This is a genomic window from Sinomonas sp. P47F7 (assembly GCF_049332655.1).
Taxonomy (GTDB): Bacteria; Actinomycetota; Actinomycetes; order Actinomycetales; family Micrococcaceae; genus Sinomonas.
In genome coordinates this window covers 266,351-287,197 of record NZ_CP186327.1, presented here as the reverse complement: position 1 = coordinate 287,197, position 20,847 = coordinate 266,351, and the positions used below count along the sequence as shown (strand labels likewise).

Genomic DNA, 20,847 nt, shown 5'->3' with positions numbered 1-20,847 from the left:
CGAGAGCATCGGGCACTTTACTGTGGGCCGGGCAGGCGGAGAGGCACGGCGGAGACCCAGACCCGAAGTCTGATCATCTCTCAGGAGGCCGCTGAGGTCGCGGTGATGACCGCTGTCGCTCTCGTGCAGTTCCCTTCGGGCGCCGTCGCCCGAAGAGGTCAAGCGCCAAGTGGCAATTAGGGCGGCCCCGTCGGCTCCGCGCATTTCTGATCGAGTACCCTGACCCCATGCCTGTGGATGGGGAAGTCTGGCACTACACGACAGCGGCTGGGTTGATCGGCATACTCACCGAGAATGTGCTACGCGCAGGGTCGGCGGCATTCATGAACGATCACCGAGAGATTCATGCGGGCCAGGTCGCATGGAACGCTCGCATTGAGCAAGAGGCGCAGCAGGTGACTGAATCGCTAGCGCAGTCCATAAGGAACCTCGGATCCTTCGCAATATCAATCAACCCCTACGACGTTTATGTCGCCTGTGCATGCAGGAGTGGCAATAATCTAACGATGTGGAGAAACTACACCGGTGTCGACGTTGGATTCGCAATCCAACTCGATCCGACCAAGCCGCTGTCCATGCGAAGACAACACCGTGCCGAAGATATCATCTTCCCCAGCGATCGCGAACTCCCGGCCAATGTCGGCGGCTCCGAGCAGACCGTCATGGATTTATTCAATGGTCTGCTGTCAACCGCCTACAAGCCCCTTCGGTGGGAAGATGCAATATACAACCCTGACAAACAGAATGCCATAATGGATAATGGCGTAAAAAAATACAGGGACTATGTCGACGGAGCCAACTTCACTGATGTCACAGTCAAAGACTTTTTTGAATTCATGCTGGACTTGGAGCGACACCTCCAGCTATTCAAGAACATTGCCTTCAAAGACGAGCTGGAACGCCGGATTGTGAGCCCTCTTTCTCACCCCTACCTGAAGCGCGCTTTCATGAAGTATCGGCCGGGGAAGTACGGCGTGGTCCCATTCGTTGAGCTGGGAATCCCCGAGGGTGAGTCTGACGCGCATTCAGACGGACCACAGACCATCCGCAGGCTCCCAATACTGCGAGTGACGGTCGGGCCGACGCCCTATCCAGAGGCGGCCCGAAGAAGCGTCCTGGACTTACTCGGAAGCTGTGGCTACGGTGATGTGCCTGTGGATTCAAGCGAGATTCCGTTTCGGCGCTAGCCCCCAGCAAGGCCTCTGGCGAAAATGCGCATTGAAGATGTAGCTTTGGCGCATGAGATTCCGAAGGACGGCCCTCACCGAAATCATGACTCGGATCGCTGCGCTCGGCCTAGAGGCCTGCCCGATCTGCCACAGCGTTGACGGGCTCGCCGTATGGCCAAGTCCGGCCATACTACCGGTGGGAGGCTTGACGATTGACCCCAAAAGGCCGAAGGATCGTGAGGAGAATTATCTCTTCATGATCCGCGTCAGCTGTCAAACTTGCGGTCACACCATGCTGTTTGACAGCGAAGCAATGGTAGGGGGCAGGGAAAAGATCCTAATTCACGAGCTGACTGAGGAGGAAGAAGACGCGCTGGAGCGCGGTGAGCAGTAGCCCGAACACGATAAGGCCCCTCAAATCCGCAACTAAGCAGGATTTGAGGGGCCTTATCATATGCACAGTTGGGGGAATTCGGATGCGAGTTCTTCGAAGAGGTGCCAATCGGAAGGCTGAATCCTTCCAGGGCGAGCTTGAATTGCGCAGAAGACATACCGTTATGTTACGGGCAACGGCAACGGCAGCGGCGAGTGGGCAGCAGGCCATAGAAGACCAGCGCCCGTAAGCCGGCCGTCCACGTCCATCCGACCTCGAGCCGGGCAGCCGCTTGATTCCCGCGGTGGGGGATGTACGCAAGACCTGCACGATGAAATGCACGGTGATGGGGGGGTGCCCTAAACGCTGCACTCCAGGTCGTCTCTCAACCCTAGGGATGCGAGACGTCTCACCCGCCAGGCGACGGCGGCGCCGCAATTTGTGAATGTGGGCGGTATGTGGCGGCTTTCTGTCAGTGATAAGTGGCGGCCTCTCTGGGGGGACCAGAGCGCGGCGCGCCCAGCGGAACCTCTGGCACAGCATATGGAATCCCCCCAACGGAGCCCTCGGAAGATTTGCGCGGCGCTGAATCCGAGAGGATCGGGCCCCGGTCAGACGCCAACTTCAGGCCACTCGCCAGGGTCGCCGGAACGGTCGAGCGCGCCCCTCACACGGGCGATCAGGTACCCGAGGTGTCGCCGCATCCGGGTCTCCGCCTCAACGCCCCACTTGGCCACTGGGACGCAGACGTTCAGCTCGCGCTCTCCCTCCAGCGTAAGAGCCATGAAGACGTTGCCGTCCGCCGACGGAGCGAAGTCAACGAACCTGCGACTTCCAGAGGCGGTGGTCTGACTGCAGGCATCGTCAAAGGGTTTGCTCAGGAAAAGCCAAGAAGCCAGAAAAATGTCGGCGGCCGCCTCTATCGTCCTGGCATGCGCATTCTTCACACCTCGGACTGGCACATCGGGCGCACTTTTCATAAGTTGTCGACCCTCTCGGCGTTCGAATCTGTCTTCAAGGCCCTGGAGTCGATCGTCCGCGAGAAGAAGGTCGACGTCGTCGCCGCGGCGGGCGACATTTTCGACTCGTCGACGCCGTCCGCGGACGCCGTGCGTCTCCTCGACTCGATCCTGCTGCGCTTGAGCGATGCTGGCGCACGGGTGGTGCTTACCAGCGGCAACCACGACTCACCCGCCAGGCTCGGGGCGAAGGCTCCTTTCGCGCACAAGGCTGGAATCCATGTCCTCACCGAGACGGACGGGCTCGCTGCTCCGATCACGATCCCGGACGAGCACGGCGACGTCGCGTTCTACGGCATTCCGTTCATCGAACCCGCGCTGCAGCGGCATGTGTGGACCGACGCGGATGTGATGAAGTCGCAGAAGGACGCCCTCGGCTACGCTCTCAAACTCGTGCGATCCGACTTCGCCGAGCGTGGAGGCCGTTCGATCGTCCTCGCGCACACGTTCGTCCAGGGTGCCGACGGCGAGTCGTGCGATTCCGAGCGCGACATCGTCGGCGGCATCGACAAGGTTCCGGTCGACTACTTCACCGACTTCACGTACGCCGCGCTCGGTCACATCCACGGCCGTGCGAAGCTCGCCGATAGTGTCCGGTACTCAGGGGCCCCGCTGCACTACTCATTCAGCGAGGCTGGGAAGGCCCGTGGCGGCTGGCTCGTTGACCTCGACGCCAACGGACTCGCGGGCGTCGAGTGGGTCGATCTGCCGGTGCCGCGCCCTCTGAGCGTCATCACCGGCACGCTCGAGGAGTTGCTTGTCGATGATGCCTACGCCGCAATCGAAAGCAATTGGATCAGCGCGACCATCACCGACCCGGTGCGGCCGGTGAACACGCTTCGCCGGCTGCAGGAGCGGTTCAAGCATGCTGTGGAAATTACCTTCGCCCCGAGCTACATCCACAACGACGGCGGCGCGTCGTACGCCGAGAAGGTGGCTGGCAAAACCGACTTCGAGCTAGTGGATGTCTTTCTCGAGACCGTCCGCAACGGGGAAGGCGTCACGAACGAAGAAGCCGACGTCATGCGCGAGGTCATCGGCGACGGGAGCTTGGTGTGAAGATCCACAAGGTCAATATCGAGGGCTTCGGCGCCTACAAGGGGAAGGAAAGGGTCGATTTCGACGCCTTCGCCGCCGACGGCAAGTTCGTCATTACCGGCAAGACGGGCGCTGGCAAGACCACGATCCTCGATGCGATCACCTACGCCCTCTTCGGCCGCGTTCCCCGCTACAACGACACGGCCGACGAGCATGTCCGCAGCCGTTACCTCGCCGACAGCGCCAACCCGACCGAGGTATCCGTCGAGTTCTCTGTCGGCGAGGACCGCTACCTTGTCACCCGACGGCCCGCTTACTTGGTTCCGGGCCGCAAGACGCCAGTCGCAGCCTTCGCGGAGATCTCTGCACTCAACGGCACGGACTGGGAGACGCTCGCAAGCCGGAATCTGCGAGAGGTCGCCGCGAAGATCGACGACATCGTGCGCCTCAACCCCCAGCAGTTCCAGCAGGTCATCCTTCTGGCACAGGGTCGGTTTCAGGAGTTCCTGATCGCCGACAGCAAGACCCGACGTGAGCTGCTCCGAAAGCTCTTCAACACCAATCGGTTCCTCGACTACAGCACCGACCTCGACATCCGTGCGGCAGCGCTCAAGAAGAGCCTCGACTTGACCACCGAGGCGATCTCCACCAACGCTGTCAACATCGCCTCCGAGGCAGGTCGCGAGCGGCCCGCCACGCTCGACGTCTCCAACGGTGCCGCGGTACTCGCCTGGGCGGAGCCGATCGTCGCCGAACAGAAAGAGACGGTGGGCAAGCTCGAGGCCGTCGCCGCCGAGAAGAAGCGTCTGTACGACAAAGCGTCCGCGGCCCTCACAGAAGCCGAGCGCATCAATGCCCTGCAGCGTCGCAAAGCACAGGCCGAGACGCGCAAGACCGAACTCGCAGCCAAGCAGGAGTACATCGACGCCGCGCGCGTTCGGCTCGGGAACGCCGAAAAGGCCGAGGTCGCCTGGCTCGCGGTCGATTCCGAGCGCGAGGCGGCTGCCGAACTCGCCAAAGCCACCGCCGCGCGAACCGTTGCGGCCGCCGCATATGCAGGCCTGTTTGACGATGAGAGCCCCACCGCGGAATCACTTCGCGAACGGGTCACGGTGCTCACAGGAGAGGTCGTGAAGCTCGACGAGCTGGTCCCTCGCGAGGAGGCCCTCGGCCAGCTCGCCAAAGCGGCCGAGAAAGCGGCTGCCACCCTGGAGGGCGCGCACGTCAACCTTGCCGCCCTCGAATCCAAACAGACTCAGATGAAGCAGTCGGGCCCAGAACTCGACAGGCAGATCGCGACTCTTGCCAACGAGGCATCAAACCTCGCCCCAGCCGAGACGAGGCTCGCGGCGGTAAGCACCCAGCTCGAGAACGCCCGCGCCGCCGAAAAGACCGCGGCTGAGCTCGAGAAGGCACGGACCACACACGCGAAGGCCAGCGCAGCAGTCGAAGCGGCGACTGGGGCACGCACAAAGGTACTGAAGCAGCGGCTGGCCGAGCACGCTGGCGTGCTGGCCGAGAGCCTCACAGACGGTGAGGCGTGCGCCGTGTGCGGGTCGACCACCCACCCGAGCCCGGCAAAGCTCAGCACAAGCCATGTCACCGAGGCCGACGTCGACAAGGCCGAGGCCGCCGCACAGAGGGCGCAAGCCGCTTACGAAAGTGCGAGCAGCAACGTCAGCGTGCTCACCGAGCGGCTCAGGGCCCAGACGAAGGCAGCAATAGAGCAGCCCGTCGCGGTGCTCGAAGCAGAGTACGCCGATGCGGAGGCGGCACGGGACGCCACAGCGTCTGCCCAGGCGCGGCATGCCACACTGACTGGCGAACGTGCGCAGGTCCAGAACGCTCTTGCCGCAGTGGCCGATGAGATCGCCCAGGCAAAGGAAGCCCGCGCAACCGCCGAGAGCGAGGCCAACCATGCAATGGCCGTCTTCGCCAACGAGCGCAAGGCAATCGAAGACGCGCGCGGCGACTTCGCGTCAGTCAGTCTGCGAGTCAAGGACGCCAAGAGCCGATGCGAGGTCTCACAGAGGCTGCTCGACACGACCGCGACACGTGACAAAGCTCAGGAGGCCGCCAGCAAGGCGGGTGCCCGGCTCGCCGGAGTGCTCGCTGAGCAGGGCTTCGAAGCGGCTAGCTCTGTCGAGTCCGCGCGCTTGCCCAAGGCCGAGCGCGAAAAACTCAGCGACCAGATCTCGATGCATGCGGCAGACACCGAGGCGGCCAAACAGATTCTTGCGGAGAAGGACCTGCAGAACCTCCCGGCAGAGCCCGTCGATCTCACACCACTCCGGAGCGCACGCGACACCGCCGAGTCGAGCCTCCACGACGCCACCATCGCCCTCGGCCAGGCGCAGACGCGCTCCGGCTCCGTCGAGAACCTCTTCAAGGAGATCCAGAAGAAGCTGAAAGAGGCAGCCAGCGAGCAGAAGAACTATGCCGTGGTCAACCGCCTCGCACTCACCGTGCGGGGTCAGATGCCGAATACCAAGAAGATGACGCTTGAGACATTCGCGCTGGCAGCCGATCTCGAGGAGATAGTCGCCGCTGCAAACGTGCTCCTCTCGAAGATGACCGCCCACCGCTACGAGCTGCGATACAGTGACGAGCTCGCAAAGCACGGAGGACAGTCCGGCCTTGCCATAGAGGTCAACGACGCCTACAACGAAGAGACCAGACCGCCGCAGTCGCTATCAGGCGGCGAAAAATTCCAGGCCTCGCTCGCACTGGCGCTCGGCCTCGCCGAGGTGGTCACGAGCCGCAACGGCGGCGTACGTTTGGACACGCTCTTCATAGACGAGGGCTTCGGCGCCCTCGACTCCGAGACACTCGACGTCACGCTCGACACCATAGACGCACTCCGTGAAGGCGGTCGCACCGTCGGGCTCATCAGCCACGTGGAGCAGGTGAAAGAGCGGATCACAAACCACATCGGGGTGTCGGTCACGGAACACGGCTGGTCCACCTTGAAGAACTAGCAAGAATCATGTCGTTGGGACAAACTCAAGCTTGCTCAGGAAGACGCAAATGACGTGGCCTATAGTCCACTGTGCTCACGCCGTGTGAATCGCGGTGCTATCTGGCCTAGTTCTCGCAGGGCTAATGGCACGCCGCCCTTCAAAGGATCCCTACCGACACTACGCTCACTACGACCGGCCCAAGCTTGGGGGGGACATCATGGGAAGATTTCCGCTTTCAGCACATCACTACGAGATGGCGCGCTGGGATTGGGAGGAGAACACCCTCGACCCAGCAACCTTGGATGTCCGCGACGACCGGGACGCGGTATGCGTGTGGCGGTGCCCCAAGGTCCGACACCGTTGGGTTGCTTCGATAGGTGAGCTCTTCGCCAAGGGAGGTACATGGTTTTGTCCGCAGTGCTACCCATTCGAAGACCCACCGGCGACGTGGGACGATTCGTTCGAAGCCCGCTACCCGGCCGCGGCTGCCCTGTGGGACGAGATGCGCTTTCGCCAGGCCGTGCGTCATGAGAGCAAACCCGCGCGAGAGCTGCAACCCTGGAACTACGGAGAGAAGATCCTCCTCATGTGCCCCCAGCCTCGGCACATGGCGGCCACCGTGAGCACCAAGGATTTCATCCTGGGCCACATCCAGGAGGGGCGGTATTGCCACAAATGCGCAGCCAACCGGAAATACGACCATGTGCTCCCCGGCGACGTTTTCATGGGTCCCCCGGCCGAGTCCTCCAGAACGGAGCGCCATCTCGCGCGACACCTCGGCACGTACTTCGAGCTGGCCATGCCTGGAGTCAACGCGCTCATGTACGGCGCGGAATTCCGAGGCGCCCCCTGGGGGCGGCCGGACATCATCATCCCCGCTCTCCGCGTCGTGGTCGAATTCGACGGGACCGGGCTCGACGTCGAATGGGGCCACGACACCCCTGAGGGCCGTGAAGCTGACCTGGACAAGGACCGTCTCACCCGTGCCGTCGGGTGGGAAGTCGTCCGCATCCGGACCGGAGGGACAGGGCGCCTCGGACCGTATGATCTGGAAGTCGCTGACGGGGCGCATGCGGATCCCGCCGAAATCGCCTGGCAGGTCCTGCGGGCCGCGATGGCGATTGAGACCCTTGACATCGGCATGGGCTCCCTCAAGGAACCGGCTCTGGTACTGCTCCATGAAGGTGCGTGAATCAGTCTAGGTTGCTGTCCCAGAAACCTAAAGCTTTACGAGACAACTGATGATGGCAGCCGCCCCACTCCTCAGAAGCCGTGTTCTCGAGGCTACGGATGTCTTGGAAACACGTCTCACCACAATCTGCCTCAGAGATGATGATTTCAGGGGTTTGTGGGGCACACTGGGCGGGTGAGGCTTCTGGGGTACACGCGGGTGAGCACGGTCTCCCAGGACGCGCGGCTGCAGCTCGACGCGCTGCGCGGTGTCGGCGTGGAGTCCAGGGACGTGTTCTCGGACGTGACCTCGGGCAGCCGGACCGCGGTCCAGCGGCCGGGGATGAAGCGTCTGCTGGACTACGCCGAGCCCGGAGACACCGTTGTGGTGTGGCGCATCGACCGCCTCGGGCGCTCCCTCAGCGATGTCCTGAACACCGTGAACCTGCTGCGCGAGAGCGGGGTGAAGATCCGATCGGTCTCGGACGGGATCGACCCAGAGACCTCCTCGGGCCGGATGATGCTCGGGATGCTCGCGACCCTGGCCGAGTACGAGCGTGAGCTCATCGTCGAGCGGGTCAACGCGGGCATCGCCGCGGCGAAGCAGAACGGCACCCGGTTCGGCAGGCCGCCGCTGAACCATGACGTCGTGGCGGAGAAGCTCGCGATCGTCAACGACGCCCGGGCGAAGGGCCGCACGGCCGAAGACGCCGCGAAGCTGGTCGGATGGTCCAGGGCGACGCTGTACCGCCACCGGCTCGCCGCCAGTTCACGCCCGGCCGGAGCCGACAGGGTTTGAGATGGACGGGCTGCGGCGGTGGCGCCTCCCGCGCCTCCACGTCGAGGACAGCATTCCGCTGACCGCCTTGGCGCAGGCCACCGACACCACTCGGGTAGCTCCGTGACCGGCCTGGACCGTTCGGCTGCAGTCACCGCGCTGTCCGAGCCGCAGCGCGAGCAGGCGATGGCCCGGTACGGGGTGTTGCGTGCGCATCTGGAGGACGGGGCCTCGCTGGTCGTCGCCGCGCGGCAGGCCGGAGTGCCCTTGCGCACCGCGCAGCGCTGGCTGGCCCGCTACCGCGAATCCGGGTTGGCGGGCCTGGCCCGCAGTGCCCGGTCGGACCGCGGGAGGCGCGCGCTGCCCGATCAGCTGGTGGCGCTGATCGAAGGGCTGGCGTTGCGGCGGCCGCCGCCCTCCGCGGCGAACGTCCACCGCCAGGTGGCCGAGATCGCACCGGGGCAGGGATGGACGGTGCCGTCCTACAGCACCGTCTACGAGATCGTCGCCGGACTCGATCCAGGCCTGCGGACGCTGGCGCACGAGGGCACCAAACGCTACGAGGAGGCATTCGATTTGGTGTACCGCCGCCAGGCCAGCGTACCGAACGAGATCTGGCAGGCCGACCACACCGAACTTGACCTCTGGGTGGTGACTCCGTCGGGGAAGCCGGCTCGCCCATGGCTCACAGTGATCGAGGATGACCACTCCCGTGCCGTAGCCGGCTATATGGTCAGCCTGGATGCGCCCTCGGCGATCAACACGGCCTTGGCGCTTCGGCAGGCGATCTGGCGCAAGCCCGATCCAGCCTGGCCGGTGTGCGGCATCCCCGGCGTCTTCTACACCGACCACGGAAGCGACTTCACCTCCCGGCACATGGAGGCTGTCGCGGCTGAGCTGAAGATCAGGCTGGTGTTCTCCCTGCCCGGCAAACCACGCGGCCGAGGCAAGATCGAACGGCTGTTCGGCAGCATCAACCAGATGTGCCTGTCCGCGCTACCGGGCTACGCCCCGCGCGGCACCCCCGACCGGGCCGGACAGGCCAGCCTCACCCTGCCCGAGCTGGACGCCGCGATCGGGCGGTTCCTCGTTGGCGACTACCACCATCGCGTGCACAGCGAGACCCGGCGGGCCCCGGCCGAGCACTGGTCGGCCGGTGGCTTCCTTCCCAGGATGCCGGACTCGCTCGAACAGCTCGACCTGCTGCTGCTCACCGTCGCCCAGCCCCGCAAGGTCCACGCTAATGGGGTGCACTTCCAGGGACTGCGCTATTTGGACACGGTGCTGAGTGCCTACGTCGGCGAGCAGGTCATCATCCGCTACGACCCGCGTGATCTGGCCGAGATCCGCATCTTCCACGACGAGGAGTTCCTGTGTCGGGCGATCTGCCCCGAGCTGGCCGGACGAACCGTCGCGCTCAAGGAACTGACCGCCGCCCGCAACGCCCGCCGCCGCGAACTGCGCCAGGGCCTGAGCGTGCGCGCCAAGGTCGTGGACCAACTCCTCGCCGTCCACCAGCCCGACTACAACGATCCGGCACCAGCACGCGTGACCGCGCCGACGGAGTCGGCCGATCCCGACCACAACGCAGCGCCCAAGCACTCGCTCAAGCTCTATCGAGAGGACTGATCACATGGCGGGCACCGAGGCAGAGGGCGCCGAGGACCAAGCGGCCGAGACACCGGATGAGTCGAGTGGTGTAACCGCCCCCGAACAGCGGCGAGTGCCCATGCGGCCAGCGCCAGAGTTTGTCGTCACCAAGCAGCACCGCCGCTTCGCCGAGTTCTGCGACGCCGTCCGGCGCGACCGCTACATCGGCCTGTGCCACGGTGCACCCGGCGTGGGCAAGACTCTGTCCGCCCGCCACTACAGTTCCTGGGACACCATCGCCCCGGTGGTCGAGAACTTTCGGTTCTTCGAGACCGTCGCACCCGAATCAGCCATCGTCTCGCGCACCGTCTTCTACACCCCCAAGGTGCACAACACGCCCCGCACGGTTCACCAGGAAGTCCGTTCGCTGCACACACGCCTCAGCTGGGCCATCGAAATGACGCTGCACCCCGACCACGAACCCGAACGACTCGCCCAATCCGATGGGCCATACACCGAGTTGGTCATCGTGGACGAAGCCGACCGACTCAAGACACCCAGCCTCGAGGCTCTACGCGATCACCACGACCGCACCGGCGCCGGCCTGATCCTCATCGGCATGCCCGGCATCGAACGCAGACTCGCGCGATACCCACAGCTCTACAGCCGCGTCGGGTTCCTGCACCATTACCAGCCGCTGTCCACCGACGAACAGGCCTTCGTGCTCTCCCGCCAGTGGCCAGACCTCGGTCTCGACGACACCGACGACTTCACGACCGGTGAGGCCCGCGCCGCCATCATCCGCGTCACCGGCGGCAACTTCCGGCTCACCGCGCGGCTGATGGCCCAGATCCACCGCATCATGGAGATCAACAAGCTCAGCACCGTCACCAGCGAAGTCGTCGATGCAGCCCGAGAATCCCTAGTCATAGGCATCCTGTAACGCCATTTACCGCTGGAGATTCGGCGCCATCAAGCTCTGAAGATCACAGCGATTGCTCGAATTTTCCGCGGAGGCGCGCGGGTTTGTCCGAGGCCGGCGATTCTCGTAACCATGTCTCGGAACCTTCTGGTTGAATCACTGTATCCATCATTGGTTACGAGACACATCGGAGCAGCCCAATGGCGAAGCTGATCGGCTATGCGCACGTTTCGACCCGACAGCAGTCCACCGACCGGCAGCTGGCAGACCTCCTGGCGGCCGGCGTCCGACGCGATGACCTCTACGTGGATCACGGTGTGTCCGGGGCCCGGGCCTCACGACCGGAGTTCGATCGAGCGCTCGAGGCGCTCATCGAGGGGGACACCCTCGTGATCACGACGCTCGATCGGCTCGGGCGATCCACCCAGAACATGCTCGCCTTCGCCGACGAACTCCGGGCCCGGGGCGCGGGCCTGCGCGTGCTGAACCTCGGCGGTGGCGACGTCGACACAGCGACACCCATGGGGTCGATGCTGTTCACGATCATGGCCGCCCTGGCGCAGATGGAGCACGAGATCAAACGCGAACGCGTCATCGACTCCATCAGTAAGCGCCGAGCGGCCGGGAAGGACCTCGGGGGCCGGCCTCGCCAGATAACCGACAGCCAGGTCAGGAGCGCTGTGCGCCTGGTCGAAGGAGGCGACCCCGCCGCCCAGGTCGCTCGCGACCTCGGAATGTCACGAGCCACGTTCTATAGACGATCGCGAACACTCACGAGCTAGCGACACCAAGCGATCACAGAACACCGCCAAAGAGCGATCAAATCCACACTCATGGCAACGTTGGCCATGTTTGCTGTCAATTGGTCCGCCACACTGGCAATCGACAATCGGGCTCGCATCGAGGCTTCCGTCTCCACATCTGGCGCTCGGTCTGGCAGCGATGATGGACCTACTCTCGGGGTGTATATTTCCCGCCGGGCGCTGGCGGAGGGATGCGGAAAGCCCAGCTACCGCCCACATGAAGTCTTTGACTTTGGGAAGACATACCAGTTGACCTGGAAGGTTGCCACCGCGGCCCGATTAGGCGTCTGCAGCCTCTTCCGTCGGGCCTTGAAGATCACGTTGGCAGCCGCCTGCCCTCGACCTCGTACAACGTTGGGGGTTCCGCTCCTGGGCGACCGACGGTGATGGCTGCGGCTTTGGCGGCGAAGGCCCCAGCTTGTGCCAGTTCCTTGTTGGTGATCGGCCTGACGCGCGTCCTCCTGGTTACCAGCAGAGCCCACAGTAGGGCGGACATGTAGCTGTCTCCCGCGCCGACCGTGTCCGAAACCGGGGCGGTGACCGCCTTGATCTCGACTGTCCCAGCCCCCGCAGTGAGGACTGACCCGTTGGCTCCCTTGGTCACCGCGACAATAGGGCCAAGCGTGGCTACCACGTTGGCTGCCTCCTTGGGGCTGAGGTCCGGGTACAGGAAGGCGGCGTCTTCGTCGCTGAGCTTGACGAGGTCGGCGAGGGAGGCGAGGCGCTCGAAGCGGCCCAGTGCGGAGTCTTGGTCGCCGACGAGGGCGGGTCGGATGTTGGGGTCGAAGCTCACGGTCGCGCGGGCACCCAAGGCCAGGACTAGCTCCTCGACCTTGCCTGCGCCGGGGTCCAGGAAGGCGGAGATCGAGCCGATGTGCAGGTGCCGGACAGAGGGAAGGTCTATCTGGTCGGGAAGGTCCCAGGAGATATCGAAGATGTAGGCGGCAGCTCTATCTTGTCCGATCTCGGCAGCGGGCTGTCGACGTCCGCGGGAGCGACCACGACTCGGGCAGCAGAACGACTCCCGATGCCGCCAGCTTGGCCGCGATTGCCTGCCCTCGCGGGTCGGGCGCGATGGCGGTCAGGAAGGAGGTTTGTACTCCGAGTCGTGCGAGCCCTAGGGCGACGTTCGCGGGCGATCCGCCTGGGTGCTCCCGCTCCCCGGACGGTGTCCGGATGATGTCGGTGAGGGCTTCGCCGACCACCAGGATCCCCGACTCTGCGCCCCCTGCGCCCGCCGTCACCGTTCGACCTCCTGGGTGGTCACCGGGCGGGGCATGGCGGGTGGCCGTTTCGGGCGGGGGCGCGGCGGTGATGACGACGGCACGTGTCTCCTTCAGGGACAGGGGTTCAGGATGCGCGGGGCGTGTTTGCGGCCATGGGGCGCGGGGTGGGCGAGACGCCCGTTCGGAGAGCCATGTAACCGGTCGCGCTGCCCTTCGGTCAAGCCTGTCCGGCCCCGTGGAGCAGGCCAAAATGTTTGGCCCTCACCTGGCAGATTTTGGCATTTTTTGGCGGTTGACCTCGCGCCCCGGCGAGGCCTACATTTCTTGCCAAGACGTTTTGCCAATACGTTTTTCCAAGGCGTCTCACCCTGGGGTCCATCCACAGAGCAGTGACCAACCTGCACAGGAAACGAATCGGAGTAAGGATGCTTCGCAAGAAGATCGCAGTGGCGGCAGCGCTCGCCACTGCTGCCACTCTGGCAATGAGCGGCTGCGGCGTCGGCGGCAGCACGTCGTCACCGGGGAAGACCATCAGCGTCCTGGTGGAGGCCGGCGGGCACGCCGAGCTCCAGCCGGTCGCGGACGAGTTCACCAAGGAGACCGGCACGAAGGTCTCCTTCGTCGAGCTCCCCTACGACGGCCTGTATAACAGGCTCAACAGCGAGTTCACCTCCGGCAGCGTCTCCTTCGACGTCGCCGCGATGGACTCGGTGTGGATGCCCACCTTCAAGGACGCCGTCAGCCCGCTGGACAGCCTCTTCACCGACGACGTGAAGAACGACCTCTTCCCGGCCCTGGTCAAGGAGGCCAACAGCGGCGGGAAGTACCTCGGCATGCCGGTCTGGACGAACTCGGAGATCCTCTACTACCGCAAGGACCTCTTCAACGACTCCGCGAACCAGTCCGCGTTCAGGGCCAAGTACGGCTACGATCTCAAGCCGCCGACGACCTGGCAGCAGTACCTCGACGCCGCGGCGTTCTTCACCAAGGACGGCATGTACGGCACGGACATGAAGGGCGCTGTGGAGACCGAGTACCTGGCCCTGCTCTCCCAGACCGGGGAGAAGACCATGGTCACCAGCGCCGACGGGTCCAGCGTCTCCCTCGGGGACGCGAACAGCCTCAAGGCACTGCAGTTCGACGACAGCCTGGCCAAGTACGCCCCTCCGGGCGCGGCGCAGGTGGACTGGGCAGCGGCCCAGAACCTGTTCAACCAGGGCAAGACCGCGATGTCGCTGTTCTGGGCGCACGAGTACCGGCAGGTCCCCAAGGACTCCGCTGTCTCGGGCAAGGTCGGCGTGGCCCAGATGATCGCCGGCCCGGGCGGCGTCGCCGGAGTTCCCGGTGCCTGGTACCTGACGGTCCCCAAGGCCAGCGGGCAGCAGCAGGCCGCGACGGACTTCGTGAAGTTCGCCTACGACCACAACGAGCTCGCGGCCACCAGCTCCCTGGGCCTGGTGGCCCGGAAGTCGGCGTTCGCGAAGTATGAGAGCCAGTCCGGCTATGAGAACTACAGGCCGCTGGTGGACACCCTCAACGCCCCGGCCACGATCCCGCGGCCGGCAACGCCCAAGTGGCAGCAGATCGTGGACACAGTCCTTGTCCCGATGATCCAGAAGTCGCTTCAGCCGGGGGCCGATGACCAGGCCCTGCTGAACGCCGCGAAGGAGCAGGTCCAATCGCTAGTCAAGTAGTGGTGGGCCGCGCGGGTGGCGCCACGCGCCGCCCGCGCCGGTCCCCCGGCAGAAAGTCACCCTTCCGTCTCACGGACCGCCGCTTCGCGGCCCTGCTGATGCTGCCCGCCGGGGCGTTCCTGGCGCTGTTCATCGGCTGGCCGCTGGTCCAGTTCGTCGCCGACGGATTCTTCAAGATCAGCCCGTACGCCGGCGGCCCGCGCGAGTTCGTCGGGTTCGGCAACTACGTCCGGCTCTTCCAGGACGCGGACTTCCTCAACGCCGCATGGCGCACCGTGCTCTACGCGGCCATCGTCGTGACCTTCGAGTTCGTCCTCGGCCTGGCGGTCGCGCTGCTGTTCACCGCCTTGGGGAACGCGTCCCGGGTGTTCAGGACGGTGTTCCTGTACCCGCTGATGATCGCCCCGATCGTGGCGGGCCTGCTGTGGCGGTTCCTCCTGATCGACAACTTCGGCGTCGTCAACGAGCTGCTGGCCCGGGCCGGGATCCTGCACTCGAGCACCGACATCCAGTGGCTCTCCAACCCGAACATCGCCCTGTTCTCGGTCGCCATCCCGGACATCTGGCTCACCACCTCGTTCATCACCCTGGTGACGTTCGCGGGGCTGCAGAACATCCCCGGCGACGTCATCGAGGCCGCCCGGATCGACGGCGCACGCTACCCGACCGTCCTGTTCCGGATCCTGCTGCCGCTGCTGCGCCCGGTCATCGCCGTCGCGCTCATCGTCCGCGGGATCGACGCGGCCCGGGCCTTCGATGTCATCCTCATCCAGACCAACGGCGGACCGCAGTCCAGCACCGAGACGATCTCGCTGCTGATCTACCGCACCATGGTCCGGTTCGGTGACCCGGGCCTAGCCAGCGCCATGGGCACCGTTTACCTGATCGCCATGCTCGCCGTCGCCCTCGTGGCCATCCTGTCCATCTGGCGTCCCGGAAGCGAGGAGAAGCCATGAACGGCCTCGAAGTCCGAAAGCTCAGCTCCAAGACCATCCTGTGGATCATCCTCGTCTCGGTCGTGGTGCTGTACGGCTTCCCCTTCCTATACATGCTCCTGACCTCGTTCAAGACCCCGGTCGAGACGATCGCTGTGCCCCCCAAGCTCCTGCCCAGCGAGTGGACGGTGGCGAACTACGTCTCCGCCCTCTCCAGAAACGGAGTCATCGTATCGTTCCTCAACAGCATCATCACGGCCACCCTCAGCACGCTGATCTCCCTTGCCCTCGGGCTTCCGGCCGCCTACGCGGTGGTTCGGTACCGGACCCGGCTGGGCCGGTTCTTCATCGTCGCCGCCCTCGTGACCCGCATGGTGCCACCGATCGTGATCGGCGTGCCGATGCTCTCGATCTTCCGCAACCTGGGCCTGTCCGACACCTCCATCGCCCTGGCGATCGCCCACACCACGATCTCCCTTCCCCTCTCGATCTGGCTCATGTCCAGCTTCTTCGACGCCGTCCCCGGGGAGCTCGAGGAGGCGGCCAAGATCGACGGCTGCTCCCGCCTCGGCGCGTTCTGGCGCGTGGTCATCCCGGTGACCGCCGGCGGGGTCGCCGTGACCGCGATCTTCGCCTTCCTGGCCTCTTGGAACGAGTTCCTCTTCGCCCTGCTCCTGACCGCGGTTCGGGCGCAGACCACCCCCGTGGTGATCGCCAACTTCCAGACCCAGTTCGGCCTGGACTGGGGTTCCATGACCGCCCTCGCGGTCGTGTACTCCGTCCCGGTGATCCTCCTGACCCTCCTCCTTCAGCGGCACATCGTCGCCGGGCTCACCCTCGGAGCGGTAAAGGGCTAACGCCCGCCGCCCCCGCTCCCATCGAAAGGAACAGCCACGTCATGGATCTCTGGCAGCCATCCGGAGCATGGGCACCGCGCTCCCGTCGAGGAGCGCCTTCCGCGACGCCAGCCGGAGCACAGCGGAAAGAGGGGGTCTGAGACGATGAGGGATCGGGGAGAGGGAACAAGGTGAAGAGCGTGGGCATCCGGGACGTGGCAAAGCTGGCCGGCGTCTCAGTCACGACCGTCTCGCACGTGCTGAACGAGACCCCCCACACCCGGGTTGCGGAGGAGACCAGGAACCGCGTGCGGGAGGCGGCGCAGAGCCTGGGCTACGGCCCGAACCGCGTCGCCCAGGCCCTTCGGACCCGCAGGTCCGGGCTAGTCGGCCTGCTGAGCGAGGAGATCGCCACCACGCCCCACGCGGGCCGGATCATCCTCGGCGCCCAGGAGGCCGCCCGCGCGCACGGCCTGACCCTGGTGATCGTCAGCGCAGAGCGCGGCAGCAGCGCCGAGGCGCATCAGGCCGATGTGCAGGCGCTCATCGACCGGCAGGTCGACGCCATCCTGTACGCCACCATGTACCACCGCAAAATCTCCCTCCCGGCGAACCTCCACGAGATCCCCGCGGTCCTCATCGACGCCACCGATGATGACGGACCATTCCCCTCCGTCGTCCCAGACGAGGTCGGCGGGGCCGTCGCCGCGGTCCGGCACCTGGTCGAGGCAGGCCACCGGCGCATCGCGTTCCTGAACAACAACGACGACGTCCCCGCCACCCATGGCCGCCTGGCCGGATACAGGCAGGTCCTCGACGAACACGGCATCGCCTATGACGAGAAGCTCGTCGCGGAATCGATCTCAGAGCCCGCGGAAGCCTACGAGCTCGCGAAGGAGATCCTCGCCCGCTCGGAACCGACCGCCCTGTTCTGCTACAACGACCGCATGGCCATGGGCGCCTATCGGGCAGCCCGGGAGCTCGGGCTGAAGATCCCGGAGGACCTCTCGGTCGTCGGCTTCGACAACCAGGAGATCATCGCGGCCAACCTCTTTCCCGGCCTGACCACGGTGGCCCTGCCCCATTACGAGATGGGAGCCTGGGCCCTGGAGACCGTCCTGAAGATCCTCGCCGAGGGCAACGACCGCTCCCCTGCCCCTGTCGGGCCGGTCGTGCTGCCCTGTCCGCTCGTGCTCCGCGACTCGGTCGCCCCTCCACGGCCGTAACCCCCAGCAGGGCCCCGGGAGCGCCGCGCACCCCTCACGCAGTGGCGTCGCACCTTCGGCTGGGCCGGCCACCCCGACAACTAGAAACGATTCACAGAGAGACGACATGCCGCAGCATTCCGCGACCGACGAAAGCCCCGACCTCCACAGCCCCGCCGTCCCGGCGGGCCAGGCATTCTCCCGCCCCGCCTTCCACTTCACCTCCCCCTCGGGATGGATCAACGACCCCCTCGGGCTGACGTTCCACGGCGGCCAATACCACCTCTTCTACCAGCACGTCCCCGGCTCCGCCGACTGGGCCCCGCAGTGCCGCTGGGGCCACGCCACCTCCGACGACCTCCTGACCTGGGGACCAGGCCCCCTCGCGCTCGAGCCCGGCGAGGGCGACGGCGGCTGCTGGTCGGGCAGCATCGCCACCGCCCCCAGCGGGCAGACGGCCCTGTTCTACACCTCGGTCGACGCCGAGGCCTTCGAGATCGGCAGGGCCCGGATGGCCTGGCCCGCCACCGGCAGCAGCTTCAGCTGGGAGCACTGGGTCAAGGGCCCTGTCGTCGCCGAAGTCCCCGAAGGGGAGGAGTCGGTGGCGTTCCGGGATCCCATGATCTTCCACGACGGGACCTGCTGGCGGATGATCATCGGCTCAGGCCGCCCCGACGGGACCGCGCTCGCCTACTCCTGGACCTCCGAGGATCTCTCGACGTGGCGCTACGACGGCGTCTTCGCCTCCCGCCACTCGAGCGAGACCGACGGCGTGTGGACGGGCTCCGTATGGGAGTGCCCCCAGGCCGTGCGCGTCGGGGAGAAGTGGGCGCTGCTCGTCTCCGTCTGGGAGCCGGTGCGCCCGCACTACGAGGCCTACGCCCTCGGCGACATCGTCGACGGACGCTTCGTCGCCGACACGCCCTGGCGCCGGCTCACCTACGGCGCCTCCTACTACGCGGGCGCCGTCTACCGCGACAAGGACGGCAACCCCGGGATCATCTACTGGCTCCGCCACGTCTCCGACCCGGAAGGCGGCTGGGCCGGAGCGCACAGCCTGCCGCACCAGCTCGCGCTCGTCGGGGACGAGCTCCAGATCCGCCTCCCGCTGAGCCTGAAGGGGCGCCGCGGCCTCGGCCAGCCGCTCGCTGCCCTCCAGGAGCGCCAGATGCCGGTGGGCGGCGCCTTCGATATCGAATGGTCGCACGGAGGAAGCCTCTCGCTCGACGAGGGAATCCGGAACGTGTTCCGGATCGAGCGAACCCAAGGGCCCGAGGGGAGCGCCCTCACGGCGATCTCCGACGCAGGGCAGTGGTCCGTGCCCTGCGGCGGCCCGGTCAGAGTCGTGGTCGACGGGCCGATCGTAGAAATCATCGGCTGCTTCGGGGCCCTGGCGTTCCCGGCGCCCCGGGAGGGCGGCGCCGCGCTCAGGTCGCGGGACGCCGCAGGCACGGCCTACCCGCTCGCCTGAATTCCGCCACGGAAGGGAAGAAACGCATGTCCAGCAGCAACTACTACGATGTGAGCGCCTGGCCCGTCGGCAACCCGGCCAAGGATGTCGGCGAGGTGATCAACAGCATCATCGCCGACATCAAGGACCGGCAGGCCGCCACGGACGCGGACGACGGGGGAAAGCCGGGCGCTGTGATCTACCTCCCGCCCGGGGACTACCGCCTCCGCACGCAGGTGGTGATCGACGTCAGCTTCCTCAGGATCGAAGGCTCGGGGCACGGCTTCACGTCCTCGAGCATCCGGTTCAACGTCCCCGAGGACGAATGGCCGGGCCTGCACGAGCTGTGGCCCGGTGGCAGCCGCGTCCTCGTCGATATTCCCCCCGCCGGAGACGGGGAGGAATCCAAGGGAGCTGCCTTCTGCATCGAGCGCAGCGGGAGCCCGCGGATCAGCTCGGTCGAGTTCTCCAACTTCTGCATCGACGGGCTGCACTTCGACTCGGACGGGTCAGGGTTGCATCCGGAGAACACCTACGTCAACGGCAAGACCGGCATCTATGTGGCGAGCGCCAACGACTCCTTCCGGGTGACCGGCATGGGGTTCGTCTACCTCGAGAACGCCCTCACCATCTACAACGCGGACGCGCTCTCGATCCACGACAACTTCATCGCCGAATGCGGAAGCTGCATCGAGCTGCGCGGGTGGGGGCAGGCATCGAAGGTCACCGACAACCTGGTCGGCGCAGGGCCCAAAGGCCACTCGATCTACGCCCAGAACCACGGCGGCCTCCTGATCACCGCGAACAACGTCTTCCCCCGCGGTGCCAGCAGCGTCCGCCTCGAGGGCGTCACCCGTTCGAGCGTCACCAACAACCGCCTGCATTCGTTCTACCCGGGGATGGTGGTCCTCGCCGCCAACAGTTCGGAGAACCTTGTGGCCACCAATCACTTCCTGCGCGACCATGAGCCCTGGACGCCCTTCCTGGGAGTCGACAACGGACTGGACGACCTCAACGGACTCCTCCGCGTCAACGGCAGCAACAACACCGTCGTCGGCAACCACTTCTCCGAGATCATCGACGCACAGAGCATTCGGCCCACCGGTGCTACGCCGGTCATCATCCGCCTGATTGAGGGGGCTGGCAACTTCGTCTCCAACAACCACGTGGTGGGGATGGACGTCAACTCCAAGTCCGGCGACGACTGTTTCTCGGCTCAGGTGGACGCCCTGCTAACGACCCAGGCTTCGGACGGCCTGGCCGTGACGGCTGTCATGGTCGATCCCGAATCAGCTCGCAACACGATCCTCGATTCCGGAAGCGACGCCCAAGTCATCGCGGACCGAGCAGTCAACGCCGTCAGGGGCACGCCAACGATCGGCTTCTAGGCGGGACGTCCGCGGCCAAGGCGCAGGAATCGAGCCGAGGTCAACGCGTTCGGATTCTCTCGGACTGTTCGGCTGCCGGTGCCGTCGCCCTTGCCGAACCCTCACCCAGACAGGGAGGCGTGGCATGACTCCGGCCGCAGAGCGGACGGAGGGCGCCTCGCGCGTTCTCATCAAGGGCGAACGGGGAACATCGGCAGAGGCCTCGTGCCCCGGCTTCTTGCGACCGGAAGGACCGTTGGTGGTATGGGACCTGCCCCCTTGCCGCCGCCCCGGCTCTCCCACCCGATTCGT

The 20,847-nt window shown here is 65.5% G+C and carries 18 protein-coding genes; 15 read left to right on the top strand and 3 right to left on the bottom strand.

All coding sequences use genetic code 11. The features are described from left to right. The first annotated feature begins 227 nt into the window (after positions 1-227). Both ACOKR1_RS01470 and ACOKR1_RS01465 read left to right on the top strand, forming a co-directional pair. A complete protein-coding gene (locus ACOKR1_RS01470) occupies positions 228-1,187 on the top strand; it encodes a hypothetical protein (RefSeq protein ID WP_422935016.1) in 960 nt (319 codons plus the stop codon). 187 nt (positions 1,188-1,374) lie between these two features. Continuing rightward, positions 1,375-1,563 carry a hypothetical protein gene (locus tag ACOKR1_RS01465; RefSeq protein ID WP_422935015.1) on the top strand — a complete coding sequence of 63 codons (189 nt, stop codon included), beginning with the start codon at positions 1,375-1,377 and terminating at the stop codon, positions 1,561-1,563. A gap of 590 nt (positions 1,564-2,153) precedes the next feature. Here ACOKR1_RS01465 and ACOKR1_RS01460 read toward each other — a convergent pair. Then, the gene (locus ACOKR1_RS01460; protein ID WP_422935014.1) at positions 2,154-2,489 is read right to left on the bottom strand and encodes a hypothetical protein; all 336 of its coding nucleotides are present in this window, start codon (positions 2,487-2,489) and stop codon (positions 2,154-2,156) included. Between ACOKR1_RS01460 and ACOKR1_RS01455 the strand changes: the two genes are divergently transcribed. The 7 genes from ACOKR1_RS01455 (at position 2,475) to ACOKR1_RS01425 (ending at position 11,801) form a co-directional block, all read left to right on the top strand. After that, entirely contained in the window at positions 2,475-3,620 is a 1,146-nt protein-coding gene (locus ACOKR1_RS01455; protein ID WP_422935013.1) for an exonuclease SbcCD subunit D, read from the top strand. The genes ACOKR1_RS01460 and ACOKR1_RS01455 overlap by 15 nt on opposite strands. Beyond that, on the top strand, positions 3,617-6,577 hold the full coding sequence (locus ACOKR1_RS01450) for an AAA family ATPase (protein WP_422935012.1): 2,961 nt from the start codon (positions 3,617-3,619) through the stop codon (positions 6,575-6,577). The genes ACOKR1_RS01455 and ACOKR1_RS01450 overlap by 4 nt, the downstream gene beginning before the upstream one ends. Positions 6,578-7,166: 589 nt before the next feature. After that, positions 7,167-7,751 carry a hypothetical protein gene (locus tag ACOKR1_RS01445; RefSeq protein WP_422935011.1) on the top strand — a complete coding sequence of 195 codons (585 nt, stop codon included), beginning with the start codon at positions 7,167-7,169 and terminating at the stop codon, positions 7,749-7,751. Positions 7,752-7,925: 174 nt separating this feature from the next. Further along, positions 7,926-8,528 (top strand): recombinase family protein, encoded by a 603-nt coding sequence (locus ACOKR1_RS01440; RefSeq protein ID WP_422935010.1) that lies wholly within the window; start codon positions 7,926-7,928, stop codon positions 8,526-8,528. Positions 8,529-8,630: 102 nt separating this feature from the next. Further along, positions 8,631-10,136 (top strand): Mu transposase C-terminal domain-containing protein, encoded by a 1,506-nt coding sequence (locus ACOKR1_RS01435; protein WP_422935009.1) that lies wholly within the window; start codon positions 8,631-8,633, stop codon positions 10,134-10,136. Positions 10,137-10,236: 100 nt separating this feature from the next. Beyond that, positions 10,237-11,040 (top strand): AAA family ATPase, encoded by an 804-nt coding sequence (locus tag ACOKR1_RS01430; RefSeq protein ID WP_422936715.1) that lies wholly within the window; start codon positions 10,237-10,239, stop codon positions 11,038-11,040. Positions 11,041-11,219: 179 nt separating this feature from the next. After that, on the top strand, positions 11,220-11,801 hold the full coding sequence (locus ACOKR1_RS01425; RefSeq protein WP_422935008.1) for a recombinase family protein: 582 nt from the start codon (positions 11,220-11,222) through the stop codon (positions 11,799-11,801). A gap of 337 nt (positions 11,802-12,138) precedes the next feature. On the opposite strand, the gene ACOKR1_RS01420 is transcribed toward ACOKR1_RS01425, so the two are convergent. Together ACOKR1_RS01420 and ACOKR1_RS01415 are read right to left on the bottom strand one after the other, a co-directional pair. Then, positions 12,139-12,675, bottom strand: coding sequence for a PfkB family carbohydrate kinase (locus ACOKR1_RS01420; RefSeq protein WP_422936714.1), 537 nt, complete (start codon positions 12,673-12,675; stop codon positions 12,139-12,141). A 97-nt stretch (positions 12,676-12,772) separates the two neighbouring features. Continuing rightward, positions 12,773-13,027: a PfkB family carbohydrate kinase gene (locus tag ACOKR1_RS01415; protein WP_422936713.1), complete on the bottom strand. Its 255-nt coding sequence runs from the start codon at positions 13,025-13,027 to the stop codon at positions 12,773-12,775. 446 nt (positions 13,028-13,473) lie between these two features. On the opposite strand from ACOKR1_RS01415, the gene ACOKR1_RS01410 reads away from it, so the two are divergent. The 6 genes from ACOKR1_RS01410 to ACOKR1_RS01385 all read left to right on the top strand — a co-directional run bounded on the left by ACOKR1_RS01410 (position 13,474) and on the right by ACOKR1_RS01385 (position 20,556). After that, entirely contained in the window at positions 13,474-14,742 is a 1,269-nt protein-coding gene (locus ACOKR1_RS01410) for an ABC transporter substrate-binding protein (RefSeq protein WP_422935007.1), read from the top strand. A gap of 98 nt (positions 14,743-14,840) precedes the next feature. Further along, positions 14,841-15,698 carry a carbohydrate ABC transporter permease gene (locus ACOKR1_RS01405; RefSeq protein WP_422936712.1) on the top strand — a complete coding sequence of 286 codons (858 nt, stop codon included), beginning with the start codon at positions 14,841-14,843 and terminating at the stop codon, positions 15,696-15,698. Continuing rightward, positions 15,695-16,534 (top strand): carbohydrate ABC transporter permease, encoded by an 840-nt coding sequence (locus ACOKR1_RS01400; protein ID WP_422935006.1) that lies wholly within the window; start codon positions 15,695-15,697, stop codon positions 16,532-16,534. Before ACOKR1_RS01405 ends, ACOKR1_RS01400 begins: the two co-directional genes overlap by 4 nt. Before the next feature lie 170 nt (positions 16,535-16,704). Next, positions 16,705-17,739: a LacI family DNA-binding transcriptional regulator gene (locus tag ACOKR1_RS01395; RefSeq protein WP_422935005.1), complete on the top strand. Its 1,035-nt coding sequence runs from the start codon at positions 16,705-16,707 to the stop codon at positions 17,737-17,739. A 106-nt stretch (positions 17,740-17,845) separates the two neighbouring features. Then, the gene (locus ACOKR1_RS01390) at positions 17,846-19,189 is read left to right on the top strand and encodes a glycoside hydrolase family 32 protein (protein WP_422935004.1); all 1,344 of its coding nucleotides are present in this window, start codon (positions 17,846-17,848) and stop codon (positions 19,187-19,189) included. Between the two features lie 26 nt (positions 19,190-19,215). Continuing rightward, a complete protein-coding gene (locus tag ACOKR1_RS01385; RefSeq protein ID WP_422935003.1) occupies positions 19,216-20,556 on the top strand; it encodes a right-handed parallel beta-helix repeat-containing protein in 1,341 nt (446 codons plus the stop codon). Positions 20,557-20,847: the final 291 nt, after the last annotated feature.